The sequence below is a fragment of the Rhizobium sp. BK538 genome (assembly GCF_014197575.1).
Taxonomy (GTDB): domain Bacteria; phylum Pseudomonadota; class Alphaproteobacteria; order Rhizobiales; family Rhizobiaceae; genus Rhizobium.
This window is the reverse complement of record NZ_JACIFT010000024.1, coordinates 1-19372: the sequence shown is the minus strand read 5'-3', so window position 1 is coordinate 19372 and position 19372 is coordinate 1. Positions and strand designations below refer to the sequence as shown.

Annotated in this window: 26 protein-coding genes and 1 pseudogene; 12 read left to right on the top strand and 15 right to left on the bottom strand. The window is 59.9% G+C overall.

Going from position 1 to position 19372, the window contains the following annotated elements; translation table 11 throughout:
- Positions 1–4 precede the first annotated feature (4 nt).
- On the top strand, positions 5–1000 hold the full coding sequence (gene ftrA, locus FHX09_RS24565) for a transcriptional regulator FtrA (protein ID WP_007790227.1): 996 nt from the start codon (positions 5–7) through the stop codon (positions 998–1000).
- A 109-nt stretch (positions 1001–1109) separates the two neighbouring features.
- Here the strand turns inward: ftrA and preA are convergent, their stop codons facing one another.
- The 4 genes from preA to FHX09_RS24545 form a co-directional block, all read right to left on the bottom strand.
- On the bottom strand, positions 1110–2423 hold the full coding sequence (preA, locus tag FHX09_RS24560) for an NAD-dependent dihydropyrimidine dehydrogenase subunit PreA (RefSeq protein WP_007790225.1): 1314 nt from the start codon (positions 2421–2423) through the stop codon (positions 1110–1112).
- A gap of 15 nt (positions 2424–2438) precedes the next feature.
- Positions 2439–3800, bottom strand: a complete 1362-nt coding sequence (locus FHX09_RS24555) for an NAD(P)-dependent oxidoreductase (RefSeq protein WP_132593485.1) — start codon at positions 3798–3800, stop codon at positions 2439–2441.
- Between the two features lie 366 nt (positions 3801–4166).
- On the bottom strand, positions 4167–5174 hold the full coding sequence (locus FHX09_RS24550; protein WP_132593518.1) for a sensor histidine kinase: 1008 nt from the start codon (positions 5172–5174) through the stop codon (positions 4167–4169).
- Positions 5175–5370: 196 nt separating this feature from the next.
- Positions 5371–6165, bottom strand: coding sequence for a response regulator (locus tag FHX09_RS24545; RefSeq protein WP_007790220.1), 795 nt, complete (start codon positions 6163–6165; stop codon positions 5371–5373).
- A 299-nt stretch (positions 6166–6464) separates the two neighbouring features.
- Between FHX09_RS24545 and FHX09_RS24540 the strand changes: the two genes are divergently transcribed.
- Complete coding sequence (locus tag FHX09_RS24540; RefSeq protein ID WP_224566993.1) at positions 6465–6626, top strand: NepR family anti-sigma factor; 162 nt, start codon at positions 6465–6467, stop codon at positions 6624–6626.
- Positions 6627–6635: 9 nt separating this feature from the next.
- On the top strand, positions 6636–7190 hold the full coding sequence (locus FHX09_RS24535; protein ID WP_007533712.1) for an RNA polymerase sigma factor: 555 nt from the start codon (positions 6636–6638) through the stop codon (positions 7188–7190).
- Positions 7191–7278: 88 nt separating this feature from the next.
- Here the strand turns inward: FHX09_RS24535 and FHX09_RS24530 are convergent, their stop codons facing one another.
- The 7 genes from FHX09_RS24530 to FHX09_RS24500 all read right to left on the bottom strand — a co-directional run bounded on the left by FHX09_RS24530 (position 7279) and on the right by FHX09_RS24500 (position 12253).
- Positions 7279–7680, bottom strand: a complete 402-nt coding sequence (locus tag FHX09_RS24530; protein WP_132593487.1) for a hypothetical protein — start codon at positions 7678–7680, stop codon at positions 7279–7281.
- A gap of 9 nt (positions 7681–7689) precedes the next feature.
- The gene (locus tag FHX09_RS24525) at positions 7690–8049 is read right to left on the bottom strand and encodes a DUF883 family protein (RefSeq protein WP_183722415.1); all 360 of its coding nucleotides are present in this window, start codon (positions 8047–8049) and stop codon (positions 7690–7692) included.
- Between the two features lie 141 nt (positions 8050–8190).
- Positions 8191–8982 carry a heme ABC transporter ATP-binding protein gene (locus FHX09_RS24520; RefSeq protein ID WP_184450777.1) on the bottom strand — a complete coding sequence of 264 codons (792 nt, stop codon included), beginning with the start codon at positions 8980–8982 and terminating at the stop codon, positions 8191–8193.
- Between the two features lie 10 nt (positions 8983–8992).
- The gene (locus FHX09_RS24515) at positions 8993–10105 is read right to left on the bottom strand and encodes an iron ABC transporter permease (protein ID WP_132593520.1); all 1113 of its coding nucleotides are present in this window, start codon (positions 10103–10105) and stop codon (positions 8993–8995) included.
- A 2-nt stretch (positions 10106–10107) separates the two neighbouring features.
- Positions 10108–11004 carry a hemin ABC transporter substrate-binding protein gene (locus tag FHX09_RS24510; protein ID WP_132593491.1) on the bottom strand — a complete coding sequence of 299 codons (897 nt, stop codon included), beginning with the start codon at positions 11002–11004 and terminating at the stop codon, positions 10108–10110.
- A gap of 7 nt (positions 11005–11011) precedes the next feature.
- Positions 11012–12064: a ChuX/HutX family heme-like substrate-binding protein gene (locus tag FHX09_RS24505; protein WP_184450776.1), complete on the bottom strand. Its 1053-nt coding sequence runs from the start codon at positions 12062–12064 to the stop codon at positions 11012–11014.
- Between the two features lie 9 nt (positions 12065–12073).
- The gene (locus tag FHX09_RS24500; RefSeq protein WP_132593495.1) at positions 12074–12253 is read right to left on the bottom strand and encodes a hemin uptake protein HemP; all 180 of its coding nucleotides are present in this window, start codon (positions 12251–12253) and stop codon (positions 12074–12076) included.
- A gap of 133 nt (positions 12254–12386) precedes the next feature.
- Between FHX09_RS24500 and FHX09_RS24495 the strand changes: the two genes are divergently transcribed.
- The 6 genes and pseudogenes from FHX09_RS24495 (at position 12387) to FHX09_RS30095 (ending at position 15667) form a co-directional block, all read left to right on the top strand.
- Complete coding sequence (locus tag FHX09_RS24495) at positions 12387–12839, top strand: hypothetical protein (RefSeq protein WP_132593497.1); 453 nt, start codon at positions 12387–12389, stop codon at positions 12837–12839.
- 59 nt (positions 12840–12898) lie between these two features.
- Positions 12899–14188, top strand: coding sequence for a TonB family protein (locus FHX09_RS24490; RefSeq protein ID WP_132593499.1), 1290 nt, complete (start codon positions 12899–12901; stop codon positions 14186–14188).
- A gap of 112 nt (positions 14189–14300) precedes the next feature.
- Positions 14301–14708, top strand: coding sequence for a DUF2325 domain-containing protein (locus FHX09_RS24485; protein ID WP_007790196.1), 408 nt, complete (start codon positions 14301–14303; stop codon positions 14706–14708).
- A complete protein-coding gene (locus FHX09_RS24480) occupies positions 14705–14974 on the top strand; it encodes a hypothetical protein (protein ID WP_132593503.1) in 270 nt (89 codons plus the stop codon). The genes FHX09_RS24485 and FHX09_RS24480 overlap by 4 nt, the downstream gene beginning before the upstream one ends.
- A 10-nt stretch (positions 14975–14984) precedes the next feature.
- Positions 14985–15299 (top strand): antibiotic biosynthesis monooxygenase, encoded by a 315-nt coding sequence (locus FHX09_RS24475; protein ID WP_183722406.1) that lies wholly within the window; start codon positions 14985–14987, stop codon positions 15297–15299.
- A gap of 30 nt (positions 15300–15329) precedes the next feature.
- A pseudogene (locus FHX09_RS30095) lies at positions 15330–15667 on the top strand (glyoxalase superfamily protein).
- Positions 15668–15671: 4 nt separating this feature from the next.
- Here the strand turns inward: FHX09_RS30095 and FHX09_RS24470 are convergent.
- Positions 15672–16040 (bottom strand): DUF423 domain-containing protein, encoded by a 369-nt coding sequence (locus FHX09_RS24470; protein ID WP_184450775.1) that lies wholly within the window; start codon positions 16038–16040, stop codon positions 15672–15674.
- Positions 16041–16048: 8 nt separating this feature from the next.
- Positions 16049–16438, bottom strand: a complete 390-nt coding sequence (locus FHX09_RS24465; RefSeq protein ID WP_184450774.1) for a group II truncated hemoglobin — start codon at positions 16436–16438, stop codon at positions 16049–16051.
- Between the two features lie 146 nt (positions 16439–16584).
- Between FHX09_RS24465 and FHX09_RS24460 the strand changes: the two genes are divergently transcribed.
- From FHX09_RS24460 to FHX09_RS24450, 3 genes are all read left to right on the top strand, one after another.
- Positions 16585–17145, top strand: a complete 561-nt coding sequence (locus FHX09_RS24460; RefSeq protein ID WP_184450773.1) for a TetR/AcrR family transcriptional regulator — start codon at positions 16585–16587, stop codon at positions 17143–17145.
- A 14-nt stretch (positions 17146–17159) separates the two neighbouring features.
- Positions 17160–17501 (top strand): SMR family transporter, encoded by a 342-nt coding sequence (locus tag FHX09_RS24455; RefSeq protein WP_184450772.1) that lies wholly within the window; start codon positions 17160–17162, stop codon positions 17499–17501.
- 154 nt (positions 17502–17655) lie between these two features.
- Positions 17656–18498: an aspartyl/asparaginyl beta-hydroxylase domain-containing protein gene (locus FHX09_RS24450; protein ID WP_007790182.1), complete on the top strand. Its 843-nt coding sequence runs from the start codon at positions 17656–17658 to the stop codon at positions 18496–18498.
- Here FHX09_RS24450 and FHX09_RS24445 read toward each other — a convergent pair.
- Entirely contained in the window at positions 18456–18752 is a 297-nt protein-coding gene (locus tag FHX09_RS24445) for a hypothetical protein (RefSeq protein WP_132593514.1), read from the bottom strand. The genes FHX09_RS24450 and FHX09_RS24445 overlap by 43 nt on opposite strands.
- Before the next feature lie 38 nt (positions 18753–18790).
- On the bottom strand, positions 18791–19015 hold the full coding sequence (locus tag FHX09_RS24440; RefSeq protein ID WP_132593516.1) for a hypothetical protein: 225 nt from the start codon (positions 19013–19015) through the stop codon (positions 18791–18793).
- Positions 19016–19372: the final 357 nt, after the last annotated feature.

Sequence of the window (19372 nt, the reverse complement as noted above, 5' to 3'; positions counted from 1 at the left end):
CAGAATGACGGTTAGCGTAAAGATCATGCCAAATGCGCTGAAGGGACCCCATGTTGCGGTGCTAGCCTATGACGGGCTGTGCACCTTCGAATTTGGAATTGCCTACGAGGTCTTTGGTCTGTCGCGTCCGGAAATGGGCGAGGGCTGGTATCGCTATTCGGTCTGCGGGATAGAGCCCGGTCCGCTTCGTGCGGCAGGCGGGTTGACGGTTTCCGTCGATCATGGGTTGGAGGTGCTTGAGGAGGCGGACCTGATCGTCGTGCCTGGCTGGCGCGCGATCGATGCAGAGGTTCCGGAAGTGGTCATTGATGCTTTGTGCTTAGCCCATCAGCGTGGTGCGCGGATCATGTCCCTCTGCTCAGGTGTTGCGGTGCTTGCCGCCACCGGGTTGCTTCGCCATCGGCGAGCAACCACGCATTGGCGATACGTCGCTTCCGTCTCGGAACGCTATCCCGACATCAGCTTCGATGCCGATGTGCTTTACATCGACGATGGCAGTATCCTGACGGCGGCCGGCAGCGCCGCCGGTATTGATCTCTGTCTGCATGTGGTTCGTGGTGATTTCGGTGCGGAGGCTGCCAACAGCGTGGCACGGCGCCTGGTGCTGCCGCCACATCGCGAAGGCGGGCAGGCACAGTTCATCCAGGCGCCAGTACCGCAACAGCGCGAGGGCATCAGGCTCGGCCCGCTGATCGACTGGATGCGGCAGCAGCTGGATGAGGAGCAGCCGATCAGCCTGCTTGCCGCGAAGGCCGGGATGAGCCAGCGGACCTTTCAGCGCCGGTTCGAAAGCACGACCGGGCTCAGCGTCGGTGAATGGTTGCTCAAGGAGCGGCTCCGCTATGCGCGCGAGCTTCTCGAGCGACAGATTGGTGCAACCCTCGATGACGTTGCCGTTGCCAGTGGGTTCGGAACGCTGGCAACGATGCGGCATCACTTCCGCAAGCGGCTGGGGACGAGCCCCGGAGCATATCGGAAGACATTTGCGGCTGGCAGTTGAGGTGGGAAATTGGTCTTTCTGGCTCCCCACGCTTCTCTGACAGCGCAATAGGAGAGGGATTCAGCAAGCAAAACGCCGCGGAGATATTTCCGCGGCGTTCGTCTTTAACCTACTCTGCTGCCTGGCGAGCCATCGGGTTGTTCGGATGGGTCGTCCAGTTCGCATAGTTCGGATCGACGATCTTGCCAGTGCGTTTGTCGAGATCGCCGACTGGCAACTGTTCCATGGTGATGCAGTTCTCGACCGGACAGACGTTGACGCAGAGATTGCAGCCGACGCATTCCTCTTCCATCACCTCGAAGTGCCTGACGCCATTGACGAACTGGGTGATCGCCTGATGTGAGGTGTCCTCGCAGGCGATGTGACAGCGGCCGCACTTGATGCAGGCGTCTTGGTCGATCTTCGCCTTGGCGATGTAGTTGAGGTTGAGATACTGCCAGTCGGAGACGTTGGGAACGGCGCGACCGGTGATATCGTCGAGGTTCCGGTGACCCTTGGCGTCCATCCAGTCGGAGAGGCCTGTGATCATCTCCTGCACGATCTTGAAGCCGTAGGTCATCGCCGCCGTGCAGACTTGCACGTTGCCAGCGCCAAGCACGAGGAATTCCGCTGCGTCGCGCCATGTGGTGACGCCGCCGATGCCCGAGATCGGCAAGCCGTAGGTCTCCGGATCGCGGGCGATCTCGGCGACCATGTTGAGCGCGATCGGCTTCACCGCCGGGCCGCAATAGCCGCCGTGGCTGCCGCGTCCGTCAATGGACGGCTCCGGAGAGAAGGTGTCGAGGTTGACCGCGGTGATCGAGTTGATCGTGTTGATCAGCGATACCGCATCGGTGCCGCCGGCCTTGGCAGCCCGCGCAGGCTTGCGGATATCGGTGATGTTGGGCGTCAGCTTGGTGATGACGGGCATACGCGTGTATTGCTTGCACCAGCGCACCACCATTTCGATATATTCCGGCACCTGTCCGACCGCGGAGCCCATGCCGCGTTCCGACATGCCGTGCGGACAGCCGAAGTTGAGCTCGATGCCGTCGGCGCCGGTTTCCTCGACCAGCGGCAGAATCGCCTTCCAGGCATTTTCCTCGCAGGGAACCATGATCGAAGCGATCAGTGCGCGGTCCGGCCAGTTCATCTTCACCTGCTTCATTTCGCGCAGGTTGGTGTAGAGGTCGCGATCGGTGATGAGCTCGATGTTGTTCAAGCCCAGCAGCCGGCGGTCGGCGCCCCAGATCGCGCCGTAGCGCGGGCCGTTGACGTTGACAACAGGCGGGCCTTCCTCGCCGAGGGTCTTCCAGACGACGCCGCCCCAGCCGGCCTTGAAGGCGCGCTCGACATTGTAAGCCTTGTCGGTCGGCGGTGCGGAGGCCAGCCAGAACGGGTTGGGCGACTTGATGCCGACGAAATTATTGCGGAGATCAGCCATTGTTCATTCTCCCCTTCAAGCGACGGCAACGGCCGGCTGCGCGCCGACAGCAAGCACGCGGTTGATGGATTCAGCGGCATCGCGGCCTTGCGCGACGGCCGAGACGGTCAGGTCGTCACCGCCGAAGACGCAATCGCCGCCTGCCCACACGCCATCCAGTGAGGTCTTGCCTTCCGCGTCGATGGCGATGCGCCCGGACTCCATGCGCAGCGCGCCGAGGCCGGAAGCGTCGAAGGTCTGGCCGATCGCCTTGAAGATCTGATCAGCGGCAATGACGCCGGTCTCGCCCGTTGTCGACAAGCGGCCATCGATCAGCTTGGTGTATTCCACCTCGATCGCGGCAACCTTGCCATCCTGTGCGAGAATGGATTTTGGCGCCAGCCAGTGGCGGATGATGACGCCCTTGGAGGTAGCGAGATCCTGTTCGAATTCCGAGGCGTTCATGTGCTCCTTGCCGCGGCGATAACAGATCGTCACTTCCTCGGCGCCGAGGAGCTTTGCCTGCACGGCGGCATCGATTGCCGTCATGCCGCCGCCGAGAACGACGACGCGGCGGCCGATCGCAACGTCACCCTTGTCTGCGGCCTGGCGCAGGCCGGCGATGAAATCGACGGCGTCATCGACGCCTGGCAGGTTTTCACCATCGACACGCAACGCATTGACGCCGGCAAGGCCGATGCCGAGGAAAACGGCGTCATACTGCGATTGCAGATCGGCGAGAGAGAAATCGCGGCCGAGCTGCTGGTCGTGGCGGACGTCGATGCCGCCGATCGCCAGAACGTAGTCCACTTCCCGTTGCGCGAAGTCGTCGACCGTCTTGTAGGTGGCGATGCCATATTCGTTGAGGCCGCCGGATTTCGGCCTGGCGTCGTAGATCACGACATCATGGCCCTTCACGGCAAGGCGATGGGCAGCAGCAAGGCCGGCGGGGCCCGCGCCGATGACGGCAATCTTCTTTCCGCTCGAGGGAGCACGGCTGTAAAATTGCTTGTCCGCCTGCATGGCCGTGTCGGTGGCAAAGCGCTGCAGGCGGCCGATTTCGACGGGACGCTCTTCCGCTGTGTTGCGCACGCAGGCCTGCTCGCACAACTCTTCGGTGGGGCAGACGCGAGCGCACATGCCGCCCAGAATGTTCTGGTCGAAGATCGTCTTGGCTGATCCGAGCGGGTTGCCGGTGGCGATCTGCCGGATGAAGAGCGGAATGTCGATGGAAGTGGGACAGGCCGTCATGCACGGCGCGTCGTAGCAGAAATAACAGCGGTCGGCGGCGACCAGCGCCTCGTGCTTGTCGAGGCGCGGATGAAGATCGGAGAAGTTCGACTCGTACTCGGCGGGCGAAAGCCGGCCTGCACGAATCCCAGTTCCCAGTCGTTCCATTGAAGTTCCCTCATTATTGGTAAACGGCCAGTGAGGGAAAGCGTAACTCAGGTTCAAAAATTTATCAAACGGTAAAATTATTGCTTCGCATACTTGTTATCCTATTGTTTTTATATGGCTATTTTCCCCACTTTGGAGTGCCGTCCGTCCTCGATCGTGTCCTGCAAATAAAAAAATGAAAAAATCAACTTTTTCTCGTCCGTTCGGGGAACCATTCGGATACTTGCCCGTTACTGCGGTATCCGAACGATGACCGCATCGACCCAACATGCGCGCCCCCAACCCATCGTTCGGACGTACTCACGGTCCCCTCCCGGTGAGTGAAAGAACAGCCGGTGCGCCGCCCTCGCACTGGCTGTTCCTCGTTTAGTGCATGGCTGCCTGCCGAGGAGGACGCCGGAGAATCTCGAACTCGGCGTCGGGAATGACCAGATGATATTCGATCCGGCCTGGTACCAGCGTGAGTTCGGCCTTGCCGTTTACGGAGGAGGGGACGACCCGCTCGAGCACCGTCTTACCGAAGCTGTTTTCGCTGAATTCATGAATCTCTGTCGGATCGCACAGCGTCTCCGCCCATGAAACCTCGATTGCCTTTCGCCCGGCGGAGGCGACTTCCTGGCAGCTCAAGGTGACAGCAGGTTTGCTGCCGGCGATCGCTCCATAGGAGGCCGAATTGACGATCAATTCGTGCAGTGCCAGGCCGACATGCACGGCGGCATTGGGTGTCAGGTGGACGTTTATCCCGGAGATCGGCAGCGGCCCTGCGGTCTCAGGCCAATAGGGGGCGAACTGCTTTTCAGCGAGTTCGAACAGGAAGGCGCCGCGCCAACTGGAGTCGGTAATCAAGTCCTGCGAATTCGACAGTGATTGCAATCGCCCGCGGAATTTCGCCAGGAAGCTATCCAGCGATATGGTGTTGCGGGCCGTTTGTGTGGCGATGCCCTGAATAATGGCCAGGAGGTTCTTCGAGCGGTGCGATAGCTCGCGAAGAAGGGACTTCAGCACTTTTTCGCGATGCCGCGCCTCCGTCACCTCGGATATGACGGTAAGGATGCCCATGGCGTGATCCGTGCCAACGCGCTGAATCTTCAGTTCGTACGTGCGCATTTCCCCGTCGATCGAAATGTCGGCCTCGGTTGTCGTCTGCTTCCCGGTTTCGAATACCTGCTGCTTGAGCTTCTCCAGATTGCGCCCATGTGTCTCGCCGAAGAGATCGGCGTCAGTTCCGCCCGGTATTGCAAGCGGCTGAAAATATGGAGGAAGGTTATCGGCATAGGTGATCGACAGGCCAGGATCTTGGTAGATCACTGAAATCCCGGCACTTGCGAGCGAGCGTTGCAGTAGAAGCACTCTGCCTTCCAGCGCGAAGGGCATGCCGGGCACCGGTTCATTCCTGTTCACCTAGTCGCCTTTCCCATTTTGATCCTTCCTCACGGCGGAGGAGGGTGCCCATTGATCGGGAAACTTATCCTAGAAGAAAGCGCTAAAAAAAAACTTTAAGGCCGGAAAAGCGTTCCAGATTCTCCGAAAACGCGTTTCCGTTCTCTTTGTTCCTCGAGTCGCCATTTCCTCAGGCGGCGGCCTTGGTGGATTGGTTGAAGAAAAGTGCCTGACTGATCAATGCTTTGACCATGTCCGGATTGAACGGCTTTGTGACCAGGAACGTCGGCTCCGGCCGTTCGCCCGTCAGCAGTCGCTCCGGAAAGGCGGTGATAAAGATCACTGGCACGCTCGCGGTCTTGAGAATGTCGTTGACCGCATCGATGCCGGAGCTGCCGTCGGCAAGCTGGATATCTGCCAGAACCATGCCCGGCCGTGTTCTGTTATAAAGCGCAACCGCTTCGGCATGCGTGCGGGCGATGCCGGTAACACGGTGGCCGAGGCTTTCCACCATTTGTTCGATGTCCATCGCGATCAGCGGCTCGTCCTCGATGATCATGACATCAGTGGCAACCTGTCGAGAGATCTCGCGCGATGCGTTGTCGAGCAGGCTGACGACTTCGTCTTCTTCCACGCCCAGAATCTCCGCAATTTCTCCAACCCGAAAGTTCTCGACGGAGGCGAGGATAAAGGCCTGGCGGGCGAGCGGCGAAACCTTGGCGAGGTTCAGCGTTGCGCGCTGCTCCCACGCGTAAGGCGAGGCAGGTTCAGGAATCTGGACCGTTACGGAACCAAACAGCGAGGTGAAAAGTTTGTACAATGCAACGCGGTCATCCGCGGTATCCGGGAAAATGGATATATCGGTAATGATCGCCTCAAGTACGGCGGCTACGTACGCGTCGCCTGACGTCTGCGTTCCAGTAAGCGCGCGGGAATAACGACGCAGATAAGGAAGGTGCGGCGCAATTCGAGTCGAAAGTGTCATTTATAGCTCCCAACAGGCCGGTAAGGGGCCTCAATGGCGATTAAAACGCGACGGACTGTAAAAATGTTCCTGAGATATAGGAACTTTTTTTTCTCAGCAGCATTATCGTGCCTACAAACAGAGGGCTCATCGCATTTGTTTCATGACACGCGACGGGATATTCGCCAATCAGCCGGCCCAAGCGGCTGATGTAGTTAAGACGAACTTAATCATGGCGGCGTGGCAGAACGTGCGGATAACAAGTAAAGTGACGATTGATGACGACACGGAAGAATGAAAAAGATCGGCAGCGGCTGGAAATGCGCGCAAGCGATATCCTCGACCCGAACAGCCAGATCGGGGTGAAGTTGCGATCGCTTTATGCTGCCGTGCAGGACGAGGCAATTCCGGAGCGCTTTCTCGATTTGCTCGAGAAGCTTGACCAGGCTGAGCTGGTCGCTTCGGCCAAGGCCGCGAAGTAAGGTGGCTCCATGGAAAAGCAGCAGCCAAGCTTCAAGCGCGAGCTCCTTGCGTCGCTCCCGAGTCTTCGAGCCTTTGCCATTTCGCTGATTGGACGTCACGATAGGGCGGATGATCTGGTTCAGGACACCATCATGAAGGCCTGGGCAAAGCAGGACCATTTCGAGATGGGCACCAACATGAAGGCCTGGCTCTTCACGATCCTGCGCAATGAGCTTTACAGCCAGATGCGCAAGAGCGGACGCGAGATTCAAGATAGCGATGGTTTGTTCACTGAGTCGATGGCGATGCACCCGGCGCAGTACGGGGCACTCGATCTTCAGGATTTTAAGAAAGCGCTCGATCAGTTGCCCCCGGATCAGCGTGAAGCGATCATTCTGGTCGGTGCGTCGGGGTTCTCCTACGAAGAAGCCGCGGAAATCTGCGGATGTGCCGTCGGCACGATCAAGAGCCGCGTAAACCGCGCTCGCCAGCGCCTGCAGGAGCTCCTTCAGATTTCGGGCGAGGCGGATTTCGGACCTGACGCGACATCGTCGCCGCTTACGTCCAAAGCTTTTGCCTTTTGACACTTGACCAGATACCGAGAAAGAGGCCGGCTGCCTCGAGGCGCCGGCCTTACTGGTGTCGCGCCGTAGCAGAAGAGTTATCTAAGTGTCAGTCGTCTCGCTTGGAGCCCATGAGATTAGCCATGACGATCGCTGCGAGAACCCCGGCCGTCAATAGGGGCTGAGCCCGGACGAGGCCAATGCCCACTGCGGCAAGCGATTCCAACGCCTGCTTGCGTTCCTTGGCGCGACGCGCCTCCTGCGCATTGATCACCATCATGATGATGAGAACGACGACGGCGATCAGCAGCGCAGCGGCAGCCAGGAATAGCGCCGCGCCTATGGGCCCATAAATGCCTGAGAGCCATATCGCGCCAGCGACCACCGCGAGCGTATAGGCGGTCAACAAGAGTACGACGGCAATCGCAATGTAAATACCGTTGCGCTTCGTCCGCGCAACGGTTCGGTGAACACTCGTGCCTACCAGCAGGCTGAGAAGCGGGAAGAGCATCTCGCCTCCTTAACGGCGAGCGAGGAGGGCGAGGACGAGCCCGAAGGCTGCCGCCGCGCCGATGGTGGCTACGGGGTGCCGGCGTACCGTGTTGCGCACTTCCTGCGCGCCGCGAAGGTAGCCCTCCTGCAATTCGTGGATCAGGTCTTCGCTGCGTGACAGTAGATCGTCGTAGCTGGTTGCTGCCTGATAGCGAAGTCGATCACCAGACTTCCGCGACTGCTTTCCAGCGATCTTCGTCAGGGCCGCGATGTCATCGCGAAGAGCCTCGATCTGTTCTTCGATGGTGGATTCAATGTTGTGAAGCGCGCCGCCATTGCGCCGGCTGCGAATGGGGTGGAGGAGCGAAGAGGCCACGATTTTCTCCATCTGTAAGGCGCGCTTTGACGCGGCCTGGTTCAACACAGGGCCGTCGCCGAAGTTTGCATGAAGATTGTCCCCCGGCAATGACCTACATGATCAGTTGCTTAACGCGGTCGACCTTCAAAAGTTCCGCTACGCTGGATTGTATCAGGCCTGAACTGCACTATGAGCAAGCACGAAGGGTGTGCCGTCTGCTGGAACCTGATTGATCCGCAGGGCACAGCCAAAGACGGAGCCCATGGTCTCATCTGTCAGTACGTCGCGAACGCTGCCTCTCGCAACCACTTGCCCGGATTTCATGAGGATGATCTGGTCGGCGAAGAGCGCGGTCAGGTTGAGATCGTGCATGACGGCGATGACACCGCCACCGGCTTCGCAGAATTTGCGCGCCAGCGTCATGATGGTCAGCTGATGGCTGATGTCGAGGCTCGACACCGGCTCGTCGAGCAGGAGCCAGCACGGCTTTTCGTCGACGACGGGCTCAGTGATCTGGCAGAGAACGCGGGCGAGCTGCACGCGCTGCTGCTCACCGCCGGACAGCTCCTGATAAAAACGTCCTTCGAAGCCCCCGAGATCGACAGCGGCCAGTGCGTTCGCCGCAGCCTGCTCGGCTTTCTCAGGGTTGCGATTGACACCGGTGGTCAAGCCCATCCGCACCACTTCGCGTACCGTGAACGGGAAGGAGATCGAGTTTGCCTGCGGCAGCACGCCACGCATCGTCGCCAACTGCCATGGCTGCAGCGCGCTCACATCCTGCCCGTTGAGGCGAATGGAGCCCGCATAGGGGAGTTCGCCAGAGACGGCCTTCATCGTCGTCGTCTTGCCTGACCCGTTCGGACCGGCGATCGCCGTCAACTGGCCAGCCTGCGCGGTGAAGCCGAACTCGCTAACAATGGTCTTGCCGGAAAGGCGTACGGAAGCGCCGGATACTTCGATCATTGCTTGATACTCAAAGGGCAAGGCGTGCACGATGCCGCAACAGAATCCAAAGGAAGAACGGGCCGCCGACAGCGGCCGTAATAATGCCGATCGGCAGTTCGGCCGGCGCGACGATCGTCCTGGCAAGGACATCGGCGAAAATCAGCAGCGAGCCGCCGAGAAGCGCGGAGGCGGGCAGCAGGAAGCGATGATCGGGGCCGATCGACATGCGCAGCACGTGGGGAACCACGATGCCGACGAAACCGATGCCGCCGCTGACGGCGACCGAAGCACCCGTCGCTGCGGCGACGCTGAGGATGGCAATGTTCTTCAACCGCTGTACGGGGATGCCCATATGGAACGCCGTCGCTTCACCGAGCGTCATGGCATTGAGGCCGCGGGTCATGAACGGCATGGCGGCAAAAGAGAGAAGAATGATCGGGGCGGCGGTGGCAATCTTTGCCCATGTCGCTCCGGCAAGCGATCCCATGCCCCAGAAAGTGAGGTCGCGCAGCTGCTGATCGTTAGCCATGTAGATCAGCAGCCCGGTGAGCGCGCCGGCAAGCGAGCCGAGCGCGATGCCGGCAAGCAGCATCGTGGCAACCGAGGTCTGGCCGTTGCCGGTCGCAATCCGGTAGAGTAGCCACGTGCTGGCAAGGCCGCCGCAGAAGGCTGCGAGCGGCAGCGCATAGATGCCAAGCAGAGCGTAGAGCGGCGCGGCAAAGGTGCTGGCGAGCACGATGATCACCACTGCACCGAGGCTCGCACCCGAGGAGACGCCGACAAGGCCCGGATCCGCGAGCGGATTGCGGAACAGGCCCTGCATGACGGCTCCCGAGACGGCAAGCGAACCGCCAACCAGGAAGCCCAGGATCGCGCGAGGCATGCGGATATCGACGATGATGATCCGGTCGCGCGCATTCAGCGCCTCATCCGACCCCGCCATGTTGGCAATCACGTCGAGGAACGAAGCGTTAGAAGCGCCCGTTGTCACCGAAAACAACAGGGACAGGACGGAGCCGACCGCAAGCAGAGCGATCGCCAGCAGAGCGAGGCGGCTCCGGTCACCGGCCCTGTGAAGCTCCCGGAGACCTGTCAGCGAAAACATGGCGCGTTTCTGTCCCATGGCGTCTTGCAGGGCCATCATCAGCTTCCGTAGATCGCCGCGTTCAATTCACGGACGGCGCTCGCGGTGCGGGGGCCGAAACCGAGCAGGTGCAGGCCGTCCATGCGGATGATCGCCTTGTTCTGTGCCGCGGGTGTCAAGGCCAGTGCGGGCTGCTTGAGAAGATCTTCATTCTTCGTGGCCGAGCCGTCGCCGCGGTTCATCATCAAGATCACGTCGGGCTTGGCTTCCACGATCGCTTCGTCGGTCAGCGGCTTGTAGCCGGGGAAGTTGCCCACTGCATTGACGGAGCCCGACAGCTTGATGATGCCGTCGGCCGCCGTGCCGGTTCCGGAGGCCATGATCTTGCCGCCCTGCATGCTGAGAATGAAGAGTACGCGCTTGCGCTTGCCTTCGGGGCGCTTCTCAGCGTCGGCGATCGCCGCGTCGAGGTCCGCGCCGACCTTTTCTTCCAATGCCTTTGCCTTGTCGGGCTGACCGAGGAGATCGCCGACCCGGTCGATCTTCGCGAGGATGCCTTCGCGCGTATAGGCGTTAGGCACGGTCTCGAAAGGGACGCTCGCGCTCTTCAGCACGTTCAGCGCTTCCGGCGGTCCGGATCCCTCGATGGCGATGATCGCCGTCGGGTTCATCGCAAGGATACCTTCCGGCGACAGGGCGCGCATGTAGCCGACATCGGGCAGCTTCATTGCCGCTTGGGGATACATGCTTGTCGTGTCGCGCGCGATCAGCCGGTCCTGCTCACCAAGCGCATAGATGATCTCAGTCACGTCGCCGCCGACGGATACGAGGCGCGTCGTATCCAGTTTCTCGGCCGCCAGGGCATCCGAGACAGGAGCCAGCGACAGCGCAATAGCCGCCGCCGAAAACGCCAGTGCCCAAAGCCAGTTGTGGCGCGGTTCCTTACGCATCGTCATCCCTTTCTCAAGCTGCGACGCTGGTTCCTGCGCGCGGCAGGTTTTCCATGATCGAGCGCCAGTCGTCGCGCTCATCGGTGCCTTCCTTGCGCTTGCCGAAGAACTGGATGATCATTTCTCCCTCGACATTATAGGCCTCGAGCGACGTCACATGGCCGTCCTTTGTCGGCTTGCGTACGGCCCAGGTCTCGGCAATGTGATCCCGCCGAAGGTGCAGGTGGAAGGTCGGGTCGAGAACGTTGATCCAGGGACCCATCGGCTGCACGTTGAAGATCGGGCCGGAATGGATCTGCACGATGCCGTTGTTGGCGACGAAGCACATGATCGGCAGGCCTGCCTTGACCGAAGCATGCATCATCTCTGCCGTCGCCGTGTTGTCGAGCTGCCAGGCATAGTCGTCGCCAACGGTACGCACGGCGGCCTGGCGGCCGATCTTCAGCTTGCGCAGCATGCCGAAGAACTCATGTGTGTCGGTGAGCTTGCTCCAGTGCTTGCGCAGCTCGTCGCGCGAGACCTCACCGCTCTCGTCCGTCGACGACGGCGCCAGACCGGCGACGAATTCCTGCGACTGATCCTCAAGCTTCAGATCCCGGACGATGGCGTGATAGGCCTCGACATTCGAGGTCGGGCGAAGATGTACCTTGTGAACTGCGTTCCCGGCTCTGTCGAAGTACTGCAGGCTGAGACGCTCCTGGTCGCCATCCTTCTTGGAAACGGCAAAGCCGTGCGCCCAGCGATTGGGGAAAATGCGCAGGTCGATGTTTTCCCCAAGCACGATCGAAGCGTGCGGTCCGGCGGTGATGTTCTCGTAGACGCCGATCTTCTCGTGAACGGCACTTTCGTTGCGGGAAAGGGCCATGACTTCGCCGAGTTCAGCGACCCGCTCCAGAAGCTTCAAGGCGCTGCCGTCGATGCGGGTTGCGCTGATGCCAACCTCGGCCGCGACGAGTGCAGCTTCCGAAATCTGAAGCTGAGCAGCGATATCGCGCTCACGCATCTTCGGATTTTCTGTGCGAAATGCGCGAATGTCGGCGGGAGACGGTTTCGTGGTTTCAGTCATGTCCTAGCCCTACTTATTGAGAATGAGTTTGCCCTGACGGGTGATTTTCATGCGGTAGACCACGCCGTCGTGACGGATCATGATCTCGCTCGCTCCGCGAAAAATGTCTGCACTTTCCAGAACGCGCATTTCTGCCGTTGGTTCGCGCTGCTGCGACGCGTGACTAAAGCTACCTGGCTTCTCAACCATTTTTTCGGTCGGTTATTTCGCTCGATCCGCGGCGCCCAGCGCCGGGAAAATCCATAATTATCTTGACTTTCATAGTCATCATTTTTTAATGACGCAATAGCGGAGTTTATAAGTCAAGTTTTAGTGTCTACTGATGGAAGGACTGGCAGTGAGCAAGGTTGCAGCGCTTTTGACAAGCGGTCTGATCGCGGTTGCAAGTGCATCGCAGGTTTTTGCTCAGGATGCTGCAGCGGCCTCGCCGGCCAAGGGCCTTGAGGTCGAGCTGAACGGCCTCGTGGCGTCGCAGAAGGGCTGCATGATGACCTTCGTTGCGCTCAACAATCTCGCGGCGCCGATCAACAAGATCTCTTTCGAGCTTGCTTTCTTCAACGACAGGAATGCGGTCGACCGGGTCACCGTGTTGGACTTCCGCGATCTGCCGCAAGGTAAGAAGCGCGTGCGCCAGTTCGATATGCCGAACGTCAAGTGCGAGAGCGTGACGCGCCTGTTGATCAACGATGCGCCGGTCTGCGATGGGCCGGCTGCGGGCGAGTGCATGAAGGGTCTTGTCACCCGTTCACAGGTTTCCGTTCCCTTCGAGGGTTGAGTAGTTCGCCGGCATGACAGCCGGCGGTTTTCTGTTTCAACTGGCCGAGGCAGGCGCAAATGGCAGTTTCAGCAAAATCCAAATCGAGAATCATTCTCGTTGAGGAACCGGTCGCTGAGGGCGGAATGAACGACAACAATCCCGGCATGCATCCCGGGCATGAATTGTCTGATCTTCGCAATGTGCCACGTCAGCCTGCCGCAGAAGTCTCCATTCACTACGCCCGCCTGGCATTGATTGAATCCTTCCCGCAGGATCCGCAGAGTGCGAGCAACACCATCGTTGCCGCGCCATCGATGGATGCGACCGTCGAAAAGGAAGAGAGCGCAAAACCACGTCAGCGCGATGTGGTGATGGCTTGTCTCAGCTCTTTCGCTTGCCATGCGGCTGTCATTGCAATCCTGACCGTCGGGTTCGTGGTCACGCCACACGATCCAGTCGAAGAGGCTGGCGAGGTGGTGAGCGTCATCATCCTTGGCGATTCGGAGGCGGATCAGGCGGCAGCAGGCGAGAAAGCTGAGGAGCCTCAGCCCGAGCAGATCGTGGCCGAGACCGTGCAGACCCAAACTATACGGCCGACGGCAGTAACGCCGACGCAGACAGAGCCAACGGAACCGGTGACTGTTGCGCCCACGCAAGAGGTGACGCGCGTTTCCCCGGAGAATGTGGTCGCTGTGGAGCCCGAGGTTCTGACCTCTCTGTCGCCTGCAGAGACGTCCGTCGTGCAGCCGATGGCGACGCAAGTGCCGGCCGAGGTTCTTGCGGAGACGCCTCCCGTCGCCCAGGCGGCGCCGGAAGAGGTGAAGCCGGTCCAGCCGATGGAAACGGCGACGCTCGCTCCCGAACCGGATAAGCCCACACCTGACCCTAAGCCGAAGGCTGAAAAGCCAGCTACACAACCCGCCGAGAAGAAGGAGCAGCCGAAGAAGGCCAAACCATCTGCGGGGTCCGGCGGCGAAAACAAGCAGGATTCCAAGAAGGGATCGGCCGAGGGGACCGAGACAGCAACATCGAGCCAAAATTCGCGTGGCTCCGGTAGCAGCGGCGGTGCCGGGAGCGCAGCCGTTGCCAACTATCCCGGCAAGGTGCAGGCACGGATCCGTCGCTCTGTCAGGGTGCCGTCGGAGTACAAGCGTATGAGCGCGTCCATGAGTGTTCGCGTTCGCCTCACAATTGGAGCCAGCGGCGATCTGAACGGTCTTTCGATCGCGCGCAGTTCAGGTATTCCCGAGCTGGATCAGGCTGTTGTCGACGGTATTCGCCGAGCGGCGCCGTTCCCTTCGCTCCCCACCGAGTGGGGTAAGCCGGTCTGGTCTTTCAGTCAGGATGTTCAGGTGACGGGTCGCTGACAAAATATGACTTATACAATCAACTTTATACTTTACTCTAAAAATCAAGTTTAATAAGGTCCCCCGGCACACGCAGGAATCGTGTGACGATCAACGAGCGAACGGGTGGGCAATGGCTCGAAAGACGAAGAAGGGTTCCAACCGCGAGATCCGCGTCCTCGCTGGTATCGAGACGGTTCAGGAAGCGTCCGGGCGGTCCAAACTTGATGGACGCAGTTTCCTGTATGTCGGCGGACGGGATTGCCAGGTGGCGCATCTTCGCCAGATCGCAAGCAACTTTGGGGCAGAGCTGATCCACCACGACGGCGGCTTGCGCGAGGCGGTCTCCCGCATCGATACCGTGCTTCCCTCGGTCGACTGCGTTTTCTGCCCGATCGACTGTATCAGCCACGATGCCTGCCTGCGCGTGAAGACCGGCTGCAAGAAATTCGGCAAGGCCTTCATCCCGCTTAGAAACGGCAGCAAGTCCAGTTTGGAACGTGCGCTACAGACAATGAACGAACGAGACAATTCCCGATGAACGAAGAACGCCCCGACGGGGTCATGATGATCGGCCTGCACAAGCTTGCCGCTCAAAGAGGTGACGGCCTTGTGCCGGAGCTTTACGATCTGCTGCTGCGGAATGCCGAGCGGCGTAGAGACTATCCCAACGTGTCGGAGTTTCCCCTGTGGGAGACACGGATGCCCGGGCAGCAGCCCGAAAGGCCGCTTGGTTTGGAGGCGGCAAACGGCAATAATGTTGTGGCCTTCGCGCCGGCGCGCGCCAGTGTGAAAAACAAAGCGTAGGGATCATTCCATGTATATTGCGATGAACCGCTTCAAGGTTGCGATCGGATCCGAGGCGGACTTCGAGGAAGTCTGGCGCAATCGCGATTCCAGCCTCTCGCAGGTTCCCGGCTTCGTCGAGTTCCGCCTGCTGCGGGGCAAGACGAATACGCAGGAGGAATACACGCTGTTTTCCTCGCATACGCTCTGGCAGAGCGAGGAAGACTTCGTGAACTGGACGAAGTCCGAAAACTTCCGCGCCGCGCACCGCAGTGCCGGTGAACGCAAGGCCATGTACAAGGGGCCGCCGGTTTTCGAAGGTTTCAACGTGGTGCACGGCATCTGAACGGCCGAGGTCGATCCTGATCGAGTTGAAATCCTGCCCGTTCTGCCATCGCTTGATCTCGATGAGACACTGGCCTTTTATCGCGACGAGCTTGGCTTCAACCGGACCATCCACCCGTCTCCAGCCTATCTGATCCTGCGCAGGAACGAAATGGAGTTGCATTTCTGGCTGGCGCGCGACGAAGCGCTATGCGAGGCGACGCCCGTCTACCTGCGTGGCGGTCGGATAGCCGCGCTCCATGCGGAATATCAAGGGAAGCGCGTGGCGCATCTGGCCCGCTTGAGGGACGGCCGTGGGGCATGGAAGAATCCTATATCCACGATCGGCACGGCAACCTGTTGCGGTTTGGGCGCATACCCGTCAGCTGATCGATCAGCCCCGGCGAAAGAAGGCGCCCACCGCGATCGCCAGCCAGCCGAACATCATGGCAAATCCGCCCGTGGGCGCCGCCATCCGAAACAAGCCGAAACCCGCATAGCGCAAAGCGACGAGATCGCCGGCAAACAGAAGCGTGCCAGCGCCTATAAGTATGCCGGCAAGCCAGGCGGTCCTTAGTTTCTCGGCGCCGATGGCAAGAGCCAGCAGGGCAGGTGCGTGCGCCAGGCACATTGCCGAAGCCGAAGCAACGAGATGCGCGTCGCCGCCGCCATGCGCCGCGGCTGCGGACAGCGCCACGCCAGCAAAACCGAACAGGCCGGCGAACAGATAAAATAGCGGCGCGATACGCGTGTTCAGCGTCATGGTTGTTCCTATTCCTTGTTCTGCATGTGATATGCGAGCCGTTCGATGGGCGGCAGGATGATCTCGCGCAGCTTCGGATTGGCAATGGTTTCTTCAAGCGCGCGACGAAAGCAGTGCAGCCACTCATCGCGTTCCACGGGGCCGATCTCGGCAACGAAATGGCGGCGTCTGAGTCGCGGATGGCCGCGTTTGTCCGTGTAGAGCGGCGGGCCGCCGAGATATCCCGTCAGGTATTCGTAGAATTTCACTTCGCTGGCTTCCAGCGTCGGCGGATGGACGGCGCGAACGTGCCTTGCCTCCGGCAGCGTCTCCATCAGCTCATAGAAGCGGTGCGTCAGCGCACGCACGGCCGCGTCGCCGCCAATTGCCTCGTAAAGCGTAATGACTTTTTCCGTCACGGTTCCATTCCTCGAAATCGAACTCTTAATGCACTGCGAGGAAGAGGACTGCAACCGCTCGGATCAGGACGCGGCAATTCGTCCGTCGTCGGCTTGGTGATGACAAATTTCTAGACAAAACCGTCTGGACGGTATCTTTTGTCGATATGTCACTTGCTCATCATCGCCGCAAACAGCCTCTCGTCGTGCGCCAGCAGCTGCTGGACGTGGCCGCTCGGCTGACAATGGAGCAAGGTATGGGTGCCGTGACACTGGATGCAGTGTCCGGCGCATCAGGCGTCAGCAAGGGCGGGCTCTTGCACCATTTCCCGACGAAGAACGCGCTGCTTGATGCCCTCTTCGAGAGTCTTCTGGATCGGTTCGATGCTGATATCGATGAGCGCATGCGCGAGGATCCGGTGCCGCATGGCCGTTTCAGCCGCGCCTATCTTCATGCTGTTGCGGATCTTAGAGACAGTCCCGATGAGTCCGCGCACTGGGCGCAAGTAACGGTTGCGCTGCTCGCCGAGCCGCGGCTTCGGCGCCGCTGGCGCGCATGGGTGCAGGATCGGACGGAGGAATACGTCGGCACGGATTCGTCCATCGATGCGCAGATCGTTCGGTTCGCTGCCGATGGGCTCTGGCTCGCCGACATGCTCGGCAGTCATGATAACGGCGGAAACCGCCAGGCGCTGATCGCCCGTCTTGTCAAATGGACGAACAAGTAGAGTAGGACCCCGCCATGGCTCCAGCTGTTGTTTATGCGCTGCTCGTTGCTGCGATCGCGCTCGAGGTGATCGGCACGACGGCGCTGCAGCTGTCGCAGCAGTTCACCCGCGTCGGACCGACCGTTGTTCTGGTTGTCTGCTACATGGCGGCATTCTATTGCCTGTCGATGACATTGAAGATCATTCCCGTTGGCATCGCCTATGCGATCTGGAGCGCGCTCGGCATCGTGCTGATTTCCGCCGTCGGCCTCATCTATTTCAAGCAGCGGCTTGATGCGCCGGCGATCATCGGGCTCGGGCTGATCATTGCCGGCGTGCTGGTGGTCAACCTTTTCTCGAAATCCATCTCCCATTGATTTCGCCCACATCCGGGCTTATCTGGCTAACCACCTTCGCCCGCCCCGGACGTCGTCGCGACATTTGACCGCCGCCGCGCGGGCTTGTGAAAAATGCTGCCATATCCATATCTTCTTGAACTTTTCACCGCTTATTCTACGCATTGGACACCCCATGACTGACGGTACCGCTGACGCAGGTCTTTCCGAAAATCCATCCGCAACCGCGGGCCAATCCTTCAACACCGCCGGCATCGCGCCGATGGATCGACCGAGCGCGATCACGCGCTTTTTCATGGGTATCGTCGCATGGGCGGAAAAGCTGAACTTCAGATACGCCAAGCTCGGCAATCCGCCTGTCTACGATGCCGCCACATTTCCCTGGGCCGCCGAAGTGGAGAAGGCGTGGCCGCAGATCCGGTCAGAGCTGGACCGTGTGCTCGTGCGGCAGAGCGAACTGCCGACATTCCAGGACATCTCCACTGACGTGAAGACGATTTCCAGCGATAGCGGCTGGAAGACCTTCTTCCTTGTCGGCTTCGGCGTGAAGTCGGAACAGAACATCAAGGCGTGCCCGCAAACCTGGGAAGCGGTGCAGAAGATTCCAGGATTGAAAACCGCCATGTTCTCGATCTTCGAGCCCGGCAAACATCTGCCGGCTCATCGCGGACCTTATAACGGCGTGCTTCGCCTGCATCTCGGCATGATCGTGCCGGAGCCTGCGGACAAGCTGGCCATCCGGGTCAAGGACCAGATCTGCCACTGGCAGGAGGGTAAGGCTCTGATTTTCGACGATGCTTACGAGCACGAAGCCTGGAACCACACCGAAAAGACGCGTGTCGTGCTGTTTGTTGACTTCGTGAAGCCGTTGAAGTTCCCGGCCCGCGTCGTCAACTGGGCGCTCATGAACCTTGCCGTGTTTACACCCTTCATTCGTGAGGGGCTGGATAACCACAAGGAATGGGAAAAGAAGTTCTATGCAGAAGCGGAAGCGTTCAGAAACAGGCCGCAGAATTGAGCGTGACCGCAGAACCAATAGATAGCCCCCACGCGCCAGTTGTTTGAGGATTGGTCGAGAACCTGCACGCGCGGTGCGTCGGGGGCAACGATGATGTGGCGGTCATCGATCACAGCGTAGGCCCATTTCGGATTGTCGCGGGAACCGGGGCGACGACGACATCGGCCGGAATGGATTGCCGACGACGTCGGCTGCTGGATCACAACGGGCGCGAGATAGGTGGCGACTTGCGCCGGCGCCCACCACACCGTCAACGGCAGCCCCAACGGGACCCGCCAGCGCTCGACGGCGCTCAGTTGCTATTGGCCGCCATCACCTTGCGTTTCGCTTTGGTGGCCAGATACATGACATAGTTTTCCGCAGCATCCGCGAGATGAAGAGCAATTTCCTCTTCCCGCCATCCCGCCGCTACCGCGCGACGGACAACTTCGGTGATTGCCGTTTTGCAGACGGTTTCGCATTCCCGCGAGCGTCCCAGATCTTCGGCGCTGTAATTCGGAGAATTGATGTTCGTCATGGCAGCAAGGTGCCACAATGCGACGCGTTTTCAACAGGATGCTAATAGAGTGGTTAGCCGGTATGGTTAAGCGCATGGCGCAGCCAAGTGCGTATATCCCAATTAAAGCGGCAGTTTAGCGTCTGATTTTTGTATCGTCGCAAAATCGGAGTCCGGCGGCAACCGGCTCAACGAAGATATCTTCGGCAGGTAGCACCAACTAAAACGGACCATCAGCAAGCGGTTCAAGCGCTTGCTGATGGTCCGATTCTACATGAGGCTGCCCGCGATTGCGGGGCTTTTTGTCTGCTGTCGTTCAGCTTGCCTTTGGCGGCGCGGTGGTCCTGGGTGCGCCGGGATTGTAGCCGCCGCCGATGG